Annotated in this window: 12 protein-coding genes and 1 pseudogene; 7 read left to right on the forward strand and 6 right to left on the reverse strand. The window is 71.9% G+C overall.

Annotated elements, in window-relative coordinates:
• Positions 1–17 precede the first annotated feature (17 nt).
• A complete protein-coding gene (gene katG, locus OG259_RS36630) occupies positions 18–2,207 on the reverse strand; it encodes a catalase/peroxidase HPI (protein ID WP_328946163.1) in 2,190 nt (729 codons plus the stop codon).
• Between the two features lie 248 nt (positions 2,208–2,455).
• Here katG and OG259_RS36635 point away from each other — a divergent pair, with 248 nt between their 5' ends.
• Positions 2,456–2,884, forward strand: coding sequence for a Fur family transcriptional regulator (locus OG259_RS36635; RefSeq protein ID WP_328946164.1), 429 nt, complete (start codon positions 2,456–2,458; stop codon positions 2,882–2,884).
• A gap of 223 nt (positions 2,885–3,107) precedes the next feature.
• On the opposite strand, the gene OG259_RS36640 is transcribed toward OG259_RS36635, so the two are convergent.
• Both OG259_RS36640 and OG259_RS36645 read right to left on the reverse strand, forming a co-directional pair.
• Positions 3,108–4,715 carry a mucoidy inhibitor MuiA family protein gene (locus tag OG259_RS36640; RefSeq protein ID WP_328946165.1) on the reverse strand — a complete coding sequence of 536 codons (1,608 nt, stop codon included), beginning with the start codon at positions 4,713–4,715 and terminating at the stop codon, positions 3,108–3,110.
• Between the two features lie 8 nt (positions 4,716–4,723).
• Entirely contained in the window at positions 4,724–6,841 is a 2,118-nt protein-coding gene (locus OG259_RS36645) for a DUF4139 domain-containing protein (RefSeq protein ID WP_328946166.1), read from the reverse strand.
• A gap of 333 nt (positions 6,842–7,174) precedes the next feature.
• Between OG259_RS36645 and OG259_RS36650 the strand changes: the two genes are divergently transcribed.
• From OG259_RS36650 to OG259_RS36665, 4 genes and pseudogenes are all read left to right on the forward strand, one after another.
• Entirely contained in the window at positions 7,175–8,656 is a 1,482-nt protein-coding gene (locus OG259_RS36650; protein WP_328946167.1) for a glutamate--cysteine ligase, read from the forward strand.
• A 134-nt stretch (positions 8,657–8,790) separates the two neighbouring features.
• Positions 8,791–10,134, forward strand: coding sequence for an MFS transporter (locus tag OG259_RS36655; RefSeq protein WP_328946168.1), 1,344 nt, complete (start codon positions 8,791–8,793; stop codon positions 10,132–10,134).
• 168 nt (positions 10,135–10,302) lie between these two features.
• Positions 10,303–10,575, forward strand: a pseudogene (locus tag OG259_RS36660) (cellulose binding domain-containing protein); the annotation flags it as partial.
• A 42-nt stretch (positions 10,576–10,617) separates the two neighbouring features.
• Positions 10,618–11,514, forward strand: a complete 897-nt coding sequence (locus OG259_RS36665; protein ID WP_443052157.1) for a hypothetical protein — start codon at positions 10,618–10,620, stop codon at positions 11,512–11,514.
• Between the two features lie 42 nt (positions 11,515–11,556).
• On the opposite strand, the gene OG259_RS36670 is transcribed toward OG259_RS36665, so the two are convergent.
• Positions 11,557–12,009 carry an Lrp/AsnC family transcriptional regulator gene (locus tag OG259_RS36670; protein ID WP_328946169.1) on the reverse strand — a complete coding sequence of 151 codons (453 nt, stop codon included), beginning with the start codon at positions 12,007–12,009 and terminating at the stop codon, positions 11,557–11,559.
• Between the two features lie 112 nt (positions 12,010–12,121).
• On the opposite strand from OG259_RS36670, the gene OG259_RS36675 reads away from it, so the two are divergent.
• Positions 12,122–12,751, forward strand: a complete 630-nt coding sequence (locus OG259_RS36675) for a LysE family translocator (RefSeq protein WP_328946170.1) — start codon at positions 12,122–12,124, stop codon at positions 12,749–12,751.
• Positions 12,752–12,760: 9 nt separating this feature from the next.
• On the forward strand, positions 12,761–12,961 hold the full coding sequence (locus tag OG259_RS36680) for a hypothetical protein (RefSeq protein ID WP_328946171.1): 201 nt from the start codon (positions 12,761–12,763) through the stop codon (positions 12,959–12,961).
• An 86-nt stretch (positions 12,962–13,047) separates the two neighbouring features.
• Here OG259_RS36680 and OG259_RS36685 read toward each other — a convergent pair whose 3' ends face one another.
• Together OG259_RS36685 and OG259_RS36690 are read right to left on the reverse strand one after the other, a co-directional pair.
• The gene (locus OG259_RS36685) at positions 13,048–13,965 is read right to left on the reverse strand and encodes a S1 family peptidase (protein WP_328946172.1); all 918 of its coding nucleotides are present in this window, start codon (positions 13,963–13,965) and stop codon (positions 13,048–13,050) included.
• Positions 13,966–14,597: 632 nt separating this feature from the next.
• A complete protein-coding gene (locus tag OG259_RS36690) occupies positions 14,598–15,761 on the reverse strand; it encodes a serine hydrolase domain-containing protein (protein ID WP_328946173.1) in 1,164 nt (387 codons plus the stop codon).
• Positions 15,762–15,779 lie beyond the last annotated feature (18 nt).

Consider the following 15,779-nt stretch of genomic DNA (forward strand, 5'->3'; position numbering starts at 1 on the left):
CGGCCGGGACAGCACGCTCAGGAGAGGTCGAACCTGTCCAGGTTCATCACCTTGTCCCATGCCGCCACGAAGTCCCGCACGAACTTCTCTCCCGCGTCCCGGGACCCGTAGACCTCCGAGAGGGCGCGGAGCTGGGAGTTCGAGCCGAAGACGAGGTCGGCCGCGGTGGCGGTCCACTTGGCCTCGCCGGTGGCGCGGTCCAGGCCTTCGTAGACGTTCTCGGTCGCCGTCGACGGCTTCCATTCCGTGGCCATGTCGAGGAGGTTCACGAAGAAGTCGTTGGTCAGGGTCCCCGGCCGGTCGGTGAACACGCCGTGCCGGGAGCCCTTGAAGCCGGTGTTCAGCGCCCGCATGCCGCCGACGAGGACCGTCATCTCGGGAGCCGTCAGCGTCAACAGGGCGGCGCGGTCCAGGAGGAGGGTCTCCGGCGACAGCTTCTCGCCCGTCCGGAGGTAGTTGCGGAACCCGTCCGCCCGGGGTTCGAGCACGGCGAACGACTCCACGTCGGTCTGCTCCTGCGAGGCGTCCGCACGCCCCGGAGAGAACGGGACCGTGACGGCGTGCCCGGCGTCCTTCGCGGCCTGTTCGACGGCCGCGCAGCCGCCGAGCACGATCAGGTCGGCGAGCGAGACCCGCACTCCGTCCGTCCGGGAGTCGTTGAACTGCTGCCGGATCCGGTCGAGGGCCTCCACCGTCCCGGCGACCTCGGGCAGGTCGTTGACCTCCCAGTCCTTCTGCGGCGCGAGCCGGATCCGTGCGCCGTTGGCACCGCCGCGCTTGTCGGTGCCGCGGAAGCTGGCCGCCGACGCCCACGCCGTGGTGGCCAGGTGGGAGACGGAGACCCCCGAGGCGAGGATCCTGCGCTTGAGGTCGGCGATGTCCGCGTCCGTGACCAGGGCGTGATCGACGGCGGGAACGGGGTCCTGCCACAGTTGCGGTTCGGCGATCCACGGTCCGAGGTACCGCGAGACGGGGCCCATGTCGCGGTGGAGCAGCTTGTACCAGGCCCGCGCGAACGCGTCCGCGAGCTTGTCCGGGTTCTCGTGGAAGGTCTTCGCGATCGGCGCGTAGACCGGATCGAGCTTCAGCGAGAGGTCCGTCGTCAGCATCATCGGAGCGTGCCGCTTCGACGGATCATGGGCGTCGGGGACCGTGCCCTGGGCGGCGGGATCCGTCGGAGTCCACTGCTGCGCTCCGGCCGGGCTCGTCGTCAGCTCCCAGTCGTAGCGGAACAGGTTGTCCAGGTACCCGTTGTCCCACGTCGTCGGTGCGGTGGTCCACGCGCCCTCAAGGCCGCTGGTGATCGTGTCGGCGCCCTTGCCGCTGCCGCACGTGTTCCGCCAGCCGAGGGCCTGCTGCTCGATGGGTGCGGCCTCGGGCTCCGGGCCGACGCACGAGGGATCGACCGCGCCGTGGCACTTGCCGAAGGTGTGGCCTCCGATGATGAGGGCGGCCGTCTCCTCGTCGTTCATCGCCATGCGACGGAACGTCTCGCGAATGTCCCGGGCCGCAGCGATCGGGTCCGGATTTCCGTTGGGGCCTTCCGGATTGACGTAGATCAGGCCCATCTGCACGGCGCCGAACGGGCCGCTGAGTTCCCGGTCGCCGCTGTAGCGCTCATCTCCGAGCCAGGTGTCCTCGGAGCCCCAGAAGACCTCCTCGGGCTCCCAGATGTCCTCCCGGCCGAATCCGAAACCGAAGGTCTTGAATCCCATGGATTCCATGGCGCAGTTGCCGGCGAAAACCAGAAGATCGGCCCAGGAGATCTTCCGGCCGTACTTCTGCTTCACCGGCCAGAGCAGACGCCGCGCCTTGTCGAGGCTCGCGTTGTCCGGCCAGCTGTTCAGCGGCGCGAATCGCTGCGCGCCGGAGCCGCCACCGCCCCGGCCGTCCTCGATGCGGTACGTCCCCGCCGCGTGCCAGCTCATCCGGATGAAGAGCGGCCCGTAGTGGCCGTAGTCGGCGGGCCACCAGTCCTGCGAGGCCGTCATCACCTCGAAGACGTCCCGCTTCAGCGCGTCGACGTCGAGGGTCGCGAACTCCGCCGCGTAGTCGAAGTCCTCGTCCATCGGATTGGCCTGGGGCGAGTTCTGGTGGAGGACCTGGAGGTCCAGCTCGTTCGGCCACCAGTCCCGGTTCGTCCTGGGGCGCGTCTCCTTCGGGGTCGGGGAGGAGATCGCCGGGTTCTCGCTGTCGCTGCCGGACACGTCCGTCCTTCTTCCTGTCGCGATGTTTCCGTCTGCCGGCCGCTTGCTCGTGACGTCGTCTGCTTTTCAGGTGTCGAGCACGGCGACTCGGCGTCCGTATGGTCGCGCACTGCGGACCGCACTGCTAAGAGAACACGCAGGGCGCCATCGCGTAACAAGCGATGGGAATTCGAAAAGTCCTGGGCGGCCCGGTTCGACGGCCGAAGACTTTCCCGTCCTCGGAATTCATGCGAGAAAGGTGAAATCCTATGAGCGACCTGCTGGGGCGACTGCGTGGGCGTGGCTGGCGGATGACCTCCCAGCGGCGTGTCGTCGCCGAGGTCCTCGCCGGCGATCACGTGCACCTCACGGCCGACGAGGTGCACGCCCGCGCGGCGGAGCGGTTGCCCGAGATCTCCCGGGCGGCCGTCTACAACATCCTGGGCGAACTGGGCCGACTCGGCGAAGTCGCGGAGGTCTCCGCCCACGGCCGCGCGAAGCGGTACGACCCCAACGCGCATCACCCGCACCAGCACCTGGTGTGCGAGGGCTGCGGCACGATCCGGGACGTCCATCCGACCGGCGACCCGATGGCCGCCCTCCCGGCCGAGGACCGGTTCGGCTTCACCGTGACCGAGGCCGAGGTCGTCTACCGGGGACTGTGCCCGGCGTGTCTTCCCGGTCCGGGCGGCCCCTGAACCAGCCGCGTCAGCGGCAGGCGCCCGAACCACCGGCGGGCCGCTGAATCAGGCGCCCGAACCACCGGCGGGCCGCTGAATCAGGCGCCCGAACCACCGGGGGCTGCTGAATCAGACGCCCAAGCACCGGGGTGCTGAATCAGGGGCCCGCGTGCCGGGGGGCGAGGTGGCTACCGGGGCCCGGCGCTGCCTCCGCAGCCCCGGGCCTCCGGCCATACGTCGCTCAGATACCGGCGACCTTGGAGCTCGCCGATACCTCGTACACCAGGGTGACTGTGCGGCGGCCGCCCGGCGGCAGGGTGACGTCCCAGCGGACGATGCCCTCGGCGTCGACCGCGTCCGGCGCCGGGGAACAGCCCTCCTTGCGGAGCCGCACCTCCACCGCCGACACCTCCGAGACCGGGATCCGCTCCCGGAGGACGACCGTCCGATCGTCCGACTCCCCGGGGGCCGAGAAGCGGGACAGGTGCAGCCGGACCGTGCGGGTGACCACGGTCCGCTGAGTGATTCCGGCGGTGTCGCGGGCCTCCTCGGTCTCCCGGACCACCCGGTGGTCGTCGCGGCTGCCGAAGGCGAGCTCGACGGGGGAGCCGGGGGTGGTGAAGTCCAGCGTGCCCCGGCCGCTGAAGCCGCTGCCCCGGACCAGGTCCACGGGCCCGGCGAGCAGCACATGGCCGGACCGGTTGTCGAACCGCACCACCTGCGTGACCAGCGGGGACACCTCGGGCGAGCAGGCGTACTCGCTGCTCGCGGCCGTGGAGAAGACCGAGAGCGGCACCCGGTGGGCGCGGCCGTCCGAGGGCACGGAGACCGGCGCGGGGGCGTGCAGCACCCGCGTCTCACCGCCGTCGTCCACACCCGGCAGCCCGAGGACCTGGAGCGGGCCGAGGTCCCCGATCTCCTCCTCGCGCATCTCGACGTCGACCGTGCGCCGCTCCGCCGCCGTGCGGTCCTTGAGCGTCAGCCGGTCCTCGCCCAGCGACGGCGGTTCGGTGGCCAGTGCCGACCGGGCCGTCGACAACGTCAGCCGTACGTCGCTCCAGTCCTCGCCCGTGCGCTGCCAGACCATCGCCTCGGTTTCGAGCGTCAAGGAACCGCCGTCGAGCACGGCCCGGTACGCGGGCCGCCACAGGGCGCACGGCGTGAGGTGGCTCAGCCGCAGCCCGACCCGGCCGGCGGCGGTGGCCTCCACGGTCAGCTCGACATGGGCGACCAGCTCGGCGGGTTCCTCCTCGGAGAGGTACACGGCCCGGTGGACCTCGCCGAGTTCGGTGTCGATCCCTGCCAACCGGGCGTCGACGGTGCGGAGTCGCTCGCCGTACGTGTCGCGCTCGGCGTCCACCCGGTCGAGTTCACGGGCCCAGCGCGGCCCTTCGGCCTCCCCGAAGCCGGTACCTTCGCCGATGTCCCGCAGCACATCGGTGGCGACGCGGCCCAGCAGTTCGAGGCGGGTCCGCAGTCGGTCGCGCTGCTGCTCCAGGGTGCGCCGCTCCTCCTCGAGGGCGTGGACGCGATGGCGGAGGGCGGAGTCGTCGTCGGCCGGCGGCCGCGGCGGGCGGGGCTCCCAGCTGCGGACGACGCGTACGTCGAGCACGGTGGCCGGGTGACCGGAGGTCAGTTCGGCATGGAGGGTACGGTCGACGGCCAGCGCACTGACCGGCCCGAGGCGCAGCCGCTGGACGCCGGCCGCCAGATCGAGCTCGACGGTGCGCTCGATGTGCGCGCGATCCTCCAGACACGTGACGGCGGTGACGGGAGCGGCGGTCACGGGCACGGCGGACACGGGCACGGTCGTGCCGTCGCCGGTGATCGTCTTCGAGGCGGTGGACATGGTGTGTCTCAGCTCCTGCGGTTGCCGCCGACCAGGGCTTTGCCGGCCGGGATGCGGATCTCGTAACCGCCGTCGAGGGCGGCGGTGCCACCGGCGGGCAGGTCGACCCGCCAGACGCGGGTGCCGGGGGCGTGCTGCTCGGACCCGGCGCCCTCCGGGGGAGTCGTCCAGTCGGCCCGCTCCTCGATGCGGACGTCCGACTCGGAGGAGACCGGTACGCGCTCGCGGACCTCGACCGTGGCGGGCCTCGCGAGGCCGTTGGCCAGCTCCACGTGGACGCGGTGGTCGAGCACGGTGACGTTGTTGCGCAGGCCGGCGGTCGACTCGTGCAGGTTCGTGCGCCGGGTGACCCGGATGCCCTCGGCGGGGCCGAGCCCCACCCGGCGCACCCCGCCGGGGGCGAGCGTGGGCAGTGCGGCCGTCAGCAGGAAGTCGTCGTCGACGGTGACCTCCACCGGGCCGGCGAGCAGCGCCTGATCAGTGGCGTTGGACAGCACCAGCGTCGCGTACACCGTCGGCTCCACGGACGGCACGCACAGGTACTCGGTGCGCAGCCCGACCGGGATCTCCCCGACGGTGACGGTGTGCCAGGTGCCGTCCGACGGCACGTCGGCGCGGGCGGCGGCATCGAAGCGGTGGTCGAAGGAGCCCGCCGACTCGCGGGGCCGCACGGCGTGTCCGGGCAGCGGCAGCCCGGCCACCGCCTCGGCGCGACGGCGGTACTCGACGGCCACCGCGTCGAAGGACGAGGCCGGGAACAGACGGCCTCTGCGGGCGGCCTGCTCCTCGGGGCCGCTCAGCAGCAGGGCGGCGTAGTCGAGCTCGTCGCCGCTCGGCTGGGGCGGGCCGGGCGGCGGAGGCGGGGGCGGGGGTGCCGCGGCCGCGCCGGGAGCCATGGGGGCCATGGCGGCGGGGGCCGGGGCGCCCGCGAAGGGCATGCCGCCGCCACGCGGCCTGCCGCCCGGCTGTGCGGGGCCCGACCGTGCGACGTCGGGAGCCGCGCGCCGGAAGGCCTCGGGGGAGGAGCCGTACGCGCTGCCCGGCACCGGGAGCTCCGGCGACGGCGCGGCGCCGTAGCCCTGCGGCGCCGGGGGCGGGGGAGGCACGGGATCGGACATGAAGCCTCCCCCGCCGGCCACGGGCGGGGCGTCGGCGCTTGCGGCAGCCCCGGGTGCCCGGACCCTCACGGGACGGGGGCCGGCCCCCGCGTACCCGGTGAACAGGTCGGCGAGCCCCGCAGGGGGCTCGCGCCAGCCGGAAGGAGCGGGGGCCGCCTGACGGCGTCCGATCCGGATCGAGCGGAGCTTGGGCAGGTCGGTGCGGCGCCGGAGGTCGGCGGTGGCCAGAGCGATGCGCACGCCGGTCCAGTCCTCGCCGGTGCGCTGGGCGACCGAGGCGCGCAGCACCAGACGGCCGGTGCCGTCGCCCTGACGGTGGGTCAGGCGATAGGCCGGCACCCAGACGGCGCCGGGCACGCCGTACTCCAGCTCGACCTCGACCCCGGACCCCGTCCCCGACTCCGAGCCCGGCTCCGTCTCCGTCGTGGTCTCCACCTCCGCGTCAGCCGTGCCCACGAGGGTCAGGACCGCGGAGACCGTGGTCTCCACATGCGTCGACGCGGCATCGGTGGAAGCGCGGTCGAGCCTGTCGGCGGCGACGGAAAGCTCGTGCTCGGCCTGGACCAGCGCCTCCTCCAGCTCGGCGAGACGGGCGTGCAGTCCGGTCAGTCGCTCGTCGACGAAGTCGGCGAGCTCCAGCCACGCGTCGACCGGGGTGCGGCGGTGCGGGTCCTCGCGCTTGCGGCCCGGCGGCACCGGGCGCAGACCGCTGACCTCCGCGATCAGCTTCTGCTGCCGGTCCCGGCGCTCCGCCGCCGCCGCGTAGGCGTCACGCAGTCGCTCGACCTCGTGCCGCAGCCCCTCGGACGCGCGGGTGTCCGGACCGAGCGGCTCGGCCTCGATCTCCACCCGGGCCTCGGTGACCCGGACACCGGAGGCGCCCAGGACCCGGGCCCGCAGCGAGCCGGGATCCAGCGTGCGGGGCAGCCCCGTGATCCGTACGCGGCCGTCCGGGGGCACGCTGCCCCTGGCCAGGCGGCGGCAGAGCGCCCCCTGCGCGTACACCACGACCGAATCGAGGGCCGATCCCCACCTCGGTACCGGCCCAGCCTTGTCAGCCGTCCCGGTCGTCCCATCCGTCATGCGTCCCCGCCCCCGTCCCGTACCGCCTCGTCCGCCACCCGGCCCCCGCACCGCCGTAGCCGTACCGAGCGCCCACGGCGTGGTGAAGTCGAGTGAAGCGAAGCCTACGCCCGAGCACTGACAGGCATCGAGGAGATATCGGGGCCCTCGCGACGGACCTCCGCGTGAGGGGATCCGGTCCGCTTCGGTGGTTGGGCCGCCCGGGGAGTGGGACGCTGGATGGTGGGGGTCCGTGCCGACGAGACTCGGGAGGGACCGATGGGACGTGACGTTCCGGCGCTGGAGTTCACCCGTGAGGACCGTCGCCGGTTCCGGAACAAGGTGCACACGTGCCTCGACGTGTTCGCGCGGATGCTGCGGGAGTCGCGCTTCGACTTCGAGCGGCCCCAGGTCGGCATCGAGATCGAACTGAACCTCGTGGACGCCGCCGCCGAACCGGCCATGCGCAGCACGGACGTCCTGGAGGCGATCGCCGATCCCTCCTGGTCGACCGAGCTGGGCCGCTTCAATCTGGAGATCAACGTCGAACCGCGGCGGCTCAGTGCGGGCGGTGGCCCCGACTCCTGGGAGCAGGAGATCCGCGGCGCGCTCAACCACGCGGAGGAGAAGGCGGCGGCGATCGGCGCGCATCTGGTCATGGTCGGCATCCTGCCGACCCTTGAGCTGACGGACGCGGGCCCGGACTCACTGTCCGAGAACCCCCGGTACCACCTCCTGAACGAGCAGATCTTCGCCGCGCGGGGCGAGGACCTGCTGATCTCGGTGGACGGGGTGGAGAGGCTGCGGACCCACGCGGAGACGATCACGCCGGAGGCGGCGTGCACCAGCACCCAGTTCCACCTCCAGGTCTCGCCGGACGAGTTCGCGGAGTACTGGAACGCCGCGCAGGCGGTGGCGGGGGTGCAGGTCGCCCTGGCGGCGAACTCCCCGTTCCTCTTCTCCAAGGAACTGTGGCGCGAGACGCGCATCCCGCTCTTCGAGCAGGCCACCGACACCCGGCCCGACGAGCTCAAGGTGCAGGGAGTGCGGCCGCGGGTGTGGTTCGGCGAGGGGTGGATCACCTCCGTCTTCGACCTCTTCGAGGAGAACGCCCGGTACTTCCCCGCGCTGCTGCCGCTCTGCGACGACGAGGACCCCGAGGAGACGCTCGACCGGGGAGGGATCCCCGAACTGTCCGAACTCACCCTGCACAACGGGACCGTCTACCGCTGGAACCGCCCCGTCTACGCCGTGGTCGACGGCGTTCCGCACCTCCGCGTGGAGAACCGGGTGCTGCCCGCGGGGCCCACGGTCGCCGACACGCTGGCCAACGGCGCCCTCTACTACGGCCTGATCCGGGCCCTGGTCGACGAGGACCGGCCCGTCTGGTCACGGATGTCCTTCTCGGCCGCGGAGGACAACCTGCACGCCGCCGCGCGCCACGGCATCGACGCCCAGGTGTACTGGCCCGGCATGGGCGAGGTCCCGGTGACCGAGCTGGTGCTGCGGCGCCTGCTGCCGCTCGCGGACCGCGGGCTCGAACGGATGGGCCTGGAGGCGGCCGCGCGGGAGCCGCTGCTCGGCGTCATCGAGCAGCGGTGCGTCAGCGGCCGCAACGGTGCGGTGTGGCAGTCCGAGATGTTCCACCACATCCACGACATCGACCACGCGGACCGGCACCAGGCGCTGCGGCGGATGACGCAGCAGTACATCGAGTACATGCACCTGAATGCTCCGGCACACACGTGGCCGGTCGACTGAAGGAGCTCAAGGGGCTGAAGGAGCTGTAGGGCTGAAGAGGCCGAAGGGGCTGATCCGGCCGAAGGGCCTGGAGTACCTGAAGTGCCCGAAGTGACGGAAGCGTAGGGAGGGGCGAGTCGGGGCAGGGCGTGATCATGACAGACACGCCTTCCGCGCACCTCGACACCACCCCCGACGGCACCCCCGGAGGCACCCCCGGCTCCGCCGTCCCGCCACCGCTCCCGTCCCGGCGGCCGTTACGGCAGCTCCTCGCGGCCTCCGTCGGCAACGCGGTGGAGTGGTACGACTGGTACGCGTACACCTTCCTGGCCGCCTACCTCGCGAACCAGATCTTCCCCAAGAGCTCCGGGAACTCCCTGGTCCCGCTCCTCTCGACCTTCGCCGTCTTCGCCGTCGGCTTCTTCATGCGCCCCGTCGGCGGACTCCTCATGGGCGCGCTCGCGGACCGTCACGGACGCCGGACGGCCCTCACCGTCACGATCCTCCTGATGGGCGGCAGCAGTCTGCTGGTCGGTCTGACCCCGACGTACGCCGCCGCCGGCGTCCTCGCCCCCGTCGTGCTCGTGGTCGCCCGACTCCTCCAAGGTCTGTCGGTAGGAGGGGAGTTCGCGGCCTCGACCACCTTCCTCGTCGAGTCGGCCGGACCAGGCCGACGCGGCCTGTTCTCCTCCTTCCAGTACGTCTCCACCTCCGCCGGACAGCTCGCCGCCTCCGGCATCGCCGCCCTGCTCGTCAGCCTGCTGGGTGAGGACGGGATGAACGGCTGGGGCTGGCGGATCCCCTTCCTGCTCGGCGCCGTGTTCAGCCTCGCCGGCTTCTGGATCCGCCGGGGCGCGGAGGAGACCCGGAGCGTCGCGCTGCGGGAAGCCCCCCGGCCTCGGCTCTTCGACGCACTGCGCCATCATCCCCGCGCCTCGCTGCTGATCTGTGGCATCACGGCCGGCGGCACCCTCGCGTACTACACGTGGACCTCCTACCTCCCCACGTACGCGGAGCTCAACACCGGCATCGACAAGGCGGACGCGCTGCTCGCCGGGACCCTCTCCCTGGCGTTCTTCGCGCTGCTGCAGCCGGTCGGCGGGCTGCTCTCGGACCGGTTCGGCCGCAAACCGTCCCTGCTCTTCTTCGGCATCGGCTTCGCGGTCCTCGGTGTGCCCCTGCTGCGGGCGCTCGACGGCTCGTTCCTCTCCCTCCTGCTCGTGCAGTGCGCGGGCATGGTGCTGCTGACCGGCTTCACCTCGATCTCGGCCGCGGTGAACGCCGAGCTGTTCCCCGCGCGCGTGCGGGCGGCCGGGATCGGCTTCCCGTACTCGCTGACGGTGGCGCTCTTCGGCGGCACGGCACCTTACGTCGGCACGCTCTTCAAGGAGCTCGACCTCCCCGGTCTCTTCCCCTGGTACGTGGCCGTCCTGTGCCTCGTCTCCTCGGCGGTGTACCTCCGGCTGCCGGAGACCGCCCACAAGGAACTGGACCGCTGAGGCGGCAACCTGCCGGTCGTGGGCGGCGACTACGAGGGGATGTCAACCGACCAGGAGTCGCCCATGCATGCGAGATCCCATGGCCTTCACCGCCGACCCCGGCGGTTCCGACCGCTTCCGTCCGTGCTCGCCGGCGTCCTGGCGGCGGGCACGCTCGCCGCGGTTCCGATGGTGGCGAGCGGGGCGGCCGCCCCCTGCACGGTGTCGTACGCCGTGACCGGGCAGTGGAGCGACGGTTTCCAGGGCGCCGTGTCCGTCACCAACAACAAGACCACGGCATGGGGGAGTTGGACCCTCACCTTCGACCTCGCCGGTGGTCAGAAGATCACCCAGGGCTGGAGCGGCACCTGGAAGCAGTCCGGCGCGACGGTGACCGTCACGAACGCCGGCTGGAACGGCGAGGTGGCCCCCGGAGCCTCCGTGAGCGCGGGCTTCCTGGCCTCCTCGTCCGGCGGGGCCAACCCCGCCCCCACGGCGTTCGAGGTGAACGGGGAGAGCTGCGCGACGGACACCGGCGGCCCGAACCCCACACCGACACCGACCCCCACCGCCACACCGACACCGCCCCCCACTGCGACGGCCACGCCGACCGCGACGGCCACGCCGACGACTTCCCCGACCACGGCGCCGCCCACCGCCACCTGGAACCCGCCCACCGAGCTCGTACGCCCGCTGAACGAGGTCTGGAACCACGTCGAGTCGACCTATCCCGACCTGTACGGCTTCAGGAACTACGGCTGGGACCAGGTCATCGCCAACAAGGGCAAGGTCAACTACTGCGTACGGTGGGACTCCGACACCCCCGTCACCGCCGCGACGCGTGACCGGATCCACGCCGCCCTGAAGAAGCAGTACGCCAAGTGGATGGGCGGCCTCGTGGGCTTCGACCGCTGGCCGTACGCCACCGTCCAGGTCGACGTCGTCGGCTGGGCGGTCAAGAACCGCTCCACCCTCCAGTGGAGCGACGACTCCGTGGACATCTACACCGGGAACCTCGACAGCGAGGGCGCTCCGCAGTGCGCACCGCCGTGCGGGCGCTTCTTCCACCAGAACGGCGACTACTCCCAGTGCCCGGGCGGTGAGCCGGCCCACTACGACCAGTCGCTCTGGCTCACCAAGGGCTTCCAGGGCGGGGCCGGCGGGGACTGGGGCCAGCGGGTCGGGCAGGAGTACTTCGTCAACGCCCTCGGCCAGGAGGACATCCATGTCTACCTGCACGAGGTGGGCCACACCTTCGGCCTGGACGACTTCTACGACTGGACCCCGACGGGCGTCTCGAACTTCGTCATGAACGCCGGGAGCGCCACCGAGGTCACCCCCTTCGACACCTGGATGCTGCGGGACTTCTGGCGCCATGTGAAGAGCCGGTACGGCTACTAGGCGCGAGCGAGTACCAGGCGCGAGCGAGACGGGGGCGACGGTCTACTCCGGCAGCGGACGGTCGGCGATGACGTTCTTCATGACGAGGGTCGACGTCAGCCGCTGGACCCCCGGCAGTTTGGCCAGCTGCTGGTCGTAGAGCTGCTGGTAGGCGACCAGGTCCGTGGTGGCGACGCGCAGGAGGTAGTCCGGCTCGCCGAAGAGGCGCTGGGCCTGGATGACGTGCGGGATGGCCGTCACGGCCTCTTCGAAGGCCGTGACGGTGTCCTGGTCCTCCCAGCGCAGGGTGGCGAAGACGAGGGCTTCGAAGTTCAGCCCGACGGCCGCCGGGTCGACGACGGCGCGGTAGCCGCGGATGGCGCCCTCGCGTTCGAGGTCGCGCAGCCTGCGGTGGCAGGGCGAGACGCTCAGCCGCACGCGGGCGGCCAGCTCGGTCACCGTCAGGCGGCCGTCCATCTGCAGCTCGGTGAGAATCTTCCGGTCCAGGGCGTCCATGGAGAATATTCTCCCTCTCCAGGCGCGATCATGGGGTAAATGCGCAAACACTTTCGGGCATATCGGTCCTAACCTTCCCTCTCGAAGCACGAAACGCGAGAGGGAACGATCGATGGACACGACGACGGTGGCGGCATTCCTGGCGGTGGATCTGCTGCTGGTGCTCACGCCGGGCGCGGACTGGGCCTACGCGATCTCGGCCGGGCTGCGGGACCGGTCGGTCGTTCCCGCCGTCGCCGGGCTGATAGCGGGATACGCCGGGTACACGCTGCTCGCCGTGGCCGGTCTGGTGGTGATCGTGGCCGGCTCGGCGACCGCCCTCACCGCGCTCACCGTCGCCGGGGCCGCCTATCTGATGTGGCTGGGCGTGGGCGTCCTGCGCCGGCCGGCCGTGCCGACCGCGTCCCCACAGGCCATGGCCTCCTCACGGGGGCGGATCATGCTGAAGGGCGCGGGGATCAGCGGCCTGAACCCCAAGGCCCTGATCCTGTACTTCTCGCTGTTCCCGCAGTTCATCGACAGCACGGGCGGCTGGCCCGTCGCCGCCCAGACGGGACTGCTCGGCACGCTCCACATGACGGCCTGCGCACTGGTCTACCTCGCCGTCGGCGTGCTCGCCCGCACCGTCCTGAGCACCAGGCCCTCGGCGGCCCGAGCCGTCACCCGCGTCTCCGGTGCCATGATGATCGCCATCGGCGGATTCCTGCTGGTGGAACGCCTGATGGAACGCCTGAGCGGCTGAGGAGGACACGTGGAGGAGCCGACGCGGCGGGAAGAGGCGGACCCGGAGGTCCGCAAGCGTGTCCAGGACGGCTTCGACAGACAGGGACTGATGGCCCACCTCGGGGCCCGGCTGAGCCACATCGGCCCCGGTGTCGCGGAGGACGGCACGCGGAGGCCGGTCGCCAACGGTCGGCAGACGTTGATCCGCGTGGACGCGAAGACGCCGTGAGCGCCGTGGGGCCGGCGGTCCCGAGGGGCCGCCGGCCTGTGGTGCACGGCCCCGGACCGTGGTCGGGTCCGGGGCCGGGAACCTGCTTAGAAGACGCTCACGCCGTACGCGCTCAGCGCCTCCGTCACCGGCTGGAAGAAGGTGGTGCCGCCGCTGGAGCAGTTGCCGCTGCCGCCGGAGGTGAGGCCGAGGGCCGTGGTGCCGGAGAAGAGCGCGCCGCCGCTGTCACCCGGCTCGGCGCAGACGTTGGTCTGGATCAGGCCGTAGACGATGTCGCCGCCGCCGTAGTTGACGGTCGCGTTGAGGCCGGTGACCGTTCCGCCGTGCAGACCGGTGGTGCTGCCGCTGCGCTGTACGGACTGGCCGACGGAGGCGTTGCCCGCGCCGGTGATGTCGCGGTAGGTGCCGTTGTAGAGGTAGACCCGACCGTCCGCCGCCGAGGCGTTGGAGTGGCGGATGATGCCGTAGTCGTTGGTCGGGAAGCTGGTGCCGGCGCGGGTGCCGAGCACCGTGGTGTTGGCCGAGTTGGTGTACCAGGTGCTGCCGATGTTGGTGCAGTGACCGGCCGTCAGGGCGTAGTAGGTCGAGCCGCTGCGGACGTTGAAGCCGAGCGAGCAGCGCCCGCCGCCCGCGTAGATGGCCTGGCCGCCCGCGATGAGCTTGTTGAACGTGCCGGGCGTCCGCTTGATCTCCAGGTTGGCGGCGCGGTCGCCGGCCGCCGTCTTGATCTTGGCGATCTCGGCGGCGGAGACGGTGGAGTCGGCGGTGAGGACGATCTTCCCGGTCGCCTGGTCGGTGTACCACGCGGTGCCGGGCACGTCGGCTCCGCGTACGGCCTGGTCGGCGGCGGCGAGCTGGGAGGCGGTGGCCCGGCCTTCCACGGCCGTGGCGGCGGACGAGGCGGGGACGGCAAGCGCTGAGGCGGCGAGCAGCGCGGAGGCCACGGCGATCAGCCGTGCGCCCCTGGCGGCGCCGCCGAGGGGGGACAGACGCTTGAGGTTCACTGGATCCTCCGGTGGGGGAGTGGGGGGAACCGCTGGGTGGGCGATCCCTTGGCGCCGAGCGGGCGGGTCCGGAGCGAGGGAGTCAGCTCGCCATGGACCTGTCAATCTCGACAGGGGAATCCTCGAATCCGGGCGGCCTGGCGACAAGGACGCCTTTCGGCCTATCTACGCGCGTTCATGTGGTCCAAGGGGTGACGGGTGTCCATCGGCACGGGAGAGGGGTCGCGAGAGGCGCGGCCGAGCATGGTCACGCAAACGCTTGCGGAAATTTACTGACGCTGTTTCAGGCATCCTTGTGGTGAGTCGAGTTGAGGGGGATGTGCTCGGCCGTCAAAGCGGAAGGCTGTGTACCGATTCCCCAGTTCAACCCGCCGGGTCGACCTGCTCCCGCGCCTCGCGCCCCGCCGTCGCGAGCTGTCCGGCCGGCGGATCCCCGGACGCTCACCGGGGGAGTGGCACGCGCACAGATCCGGCCGTGTCCTCGGTCGGGGACGGGGAGTGCGAGGTGTCTCCTCAGCGGCACGGAGAGGGGCGTCCACGGCCCGGTGGTCCAGTCGTGGACGCCCCTCAATGCCGGAATCGTGCCCTCCGTCCGGGTGGGCCGGGTGTCCGGTTCCCGTCGTAGCCCGATGTCAGAGTGCCGCGTACACCGCCTCGACCAGGGCCGTCTTGCGGGGGTCGTCCGCGATGTGGGGGCCCATGCGGTTCATGACGTACCCCACGGAGACCCCCGCTTCCGGGTCCGCGAGGCCGCAGGAGCCGCCGAAGCCGTCGTGGCCGAAGGCGCGGGGATTGGGGCCGTACGAGAAGTTGGGGCCGCTGAGCCAGAGCCCCAGCGCGCACTCGGTGTCGTGGGCGAAGCCCGCGCCCAGGACCAGGTCCCGGCAGGCGCCCTGCCCCTCGCGGGCCCTTTCGGCGGCCGGTTCGGAGAGGATCCGGTGCTCACCGGCCCGGCCGCGCCCGGCGAAGACGCCGTACAGCTGGGCGACCGCCCGGGCCGTCCCGTGGCCGTTCGCCGCGGGCAGCTCGGCGGCCCGCCACTCGGGGCTGTTGGCCTGCTCGGCGCCGACGAGCGGGTTGGCCAGGGCGGCCAGGGCGGCGGGCTCCAACTGGGCGAAGATCGCCGCCTGTTCGCTCGCCGACGAGGTGCGGGGGTGGACGAGCTCCGCCGCCCGGGCGGACTCCTTCTCCGGCAGGCCGATGGTGAAGTCGATGCCGAGGGGGCCGGTGATCTCCTCTCGGAGGAAGTCGCTGGGCAGTCGTCCGGTGATGCGCCGGATCACCTCGCCGACCAGGAAGCCGTACGTCATGGCGTGGTAGCCGGACCGGGTGCCGGGTTCCCACCAGGGCTCCGTCGCCGCGAGCCGGGCGGTCGTCACCTCCCAGTCGTAGAACTCCGCGAGCGGGAGCGGCTCGCGCAGGCCGGCCAGCCCGGCGCGGTGGGAGAGGAGATGGCGTACGGGGAGCTTCTCCTTGCCGGCGGCGGCGAACTCGGGCCAGTACGAGGCGACCGGGGCGTCCAGGTAGAGCAGTCCGCGGTCGGCGAGCAGATGGGCGCAGAGGGCGGTCACCCCCTTGGTCGTGGACCAGACGTTGACCACGGTGTCGCGCTCCCAGCGGCGCGTGCGGGCGGCGTCCGCCCAGCCGCCCCACAGATCGACCACGGTCTCGCCGTGGACCTGGACCGTCACGGCGGCCCCGAGCTCGTCCCCCGTACGGAAGTTGGCCTCGAAGGCGTCCCGTACGCCGGTGAAGCGGGGGTCGCAGTGCCCTGCGGTCGAGGGGGTCTCTTGCATGACGTCCTCCAAGGAGTG

The organism is Streptomyces sp. NBC_00250 (assembly GCF_036192275.1).
In the GTDB taxonomy this organism is placed as follows: Bacteria; Actinomycetota; Actinomycetes; order Streptomycetales; family Streptomycetaceae; genus Streptomyces.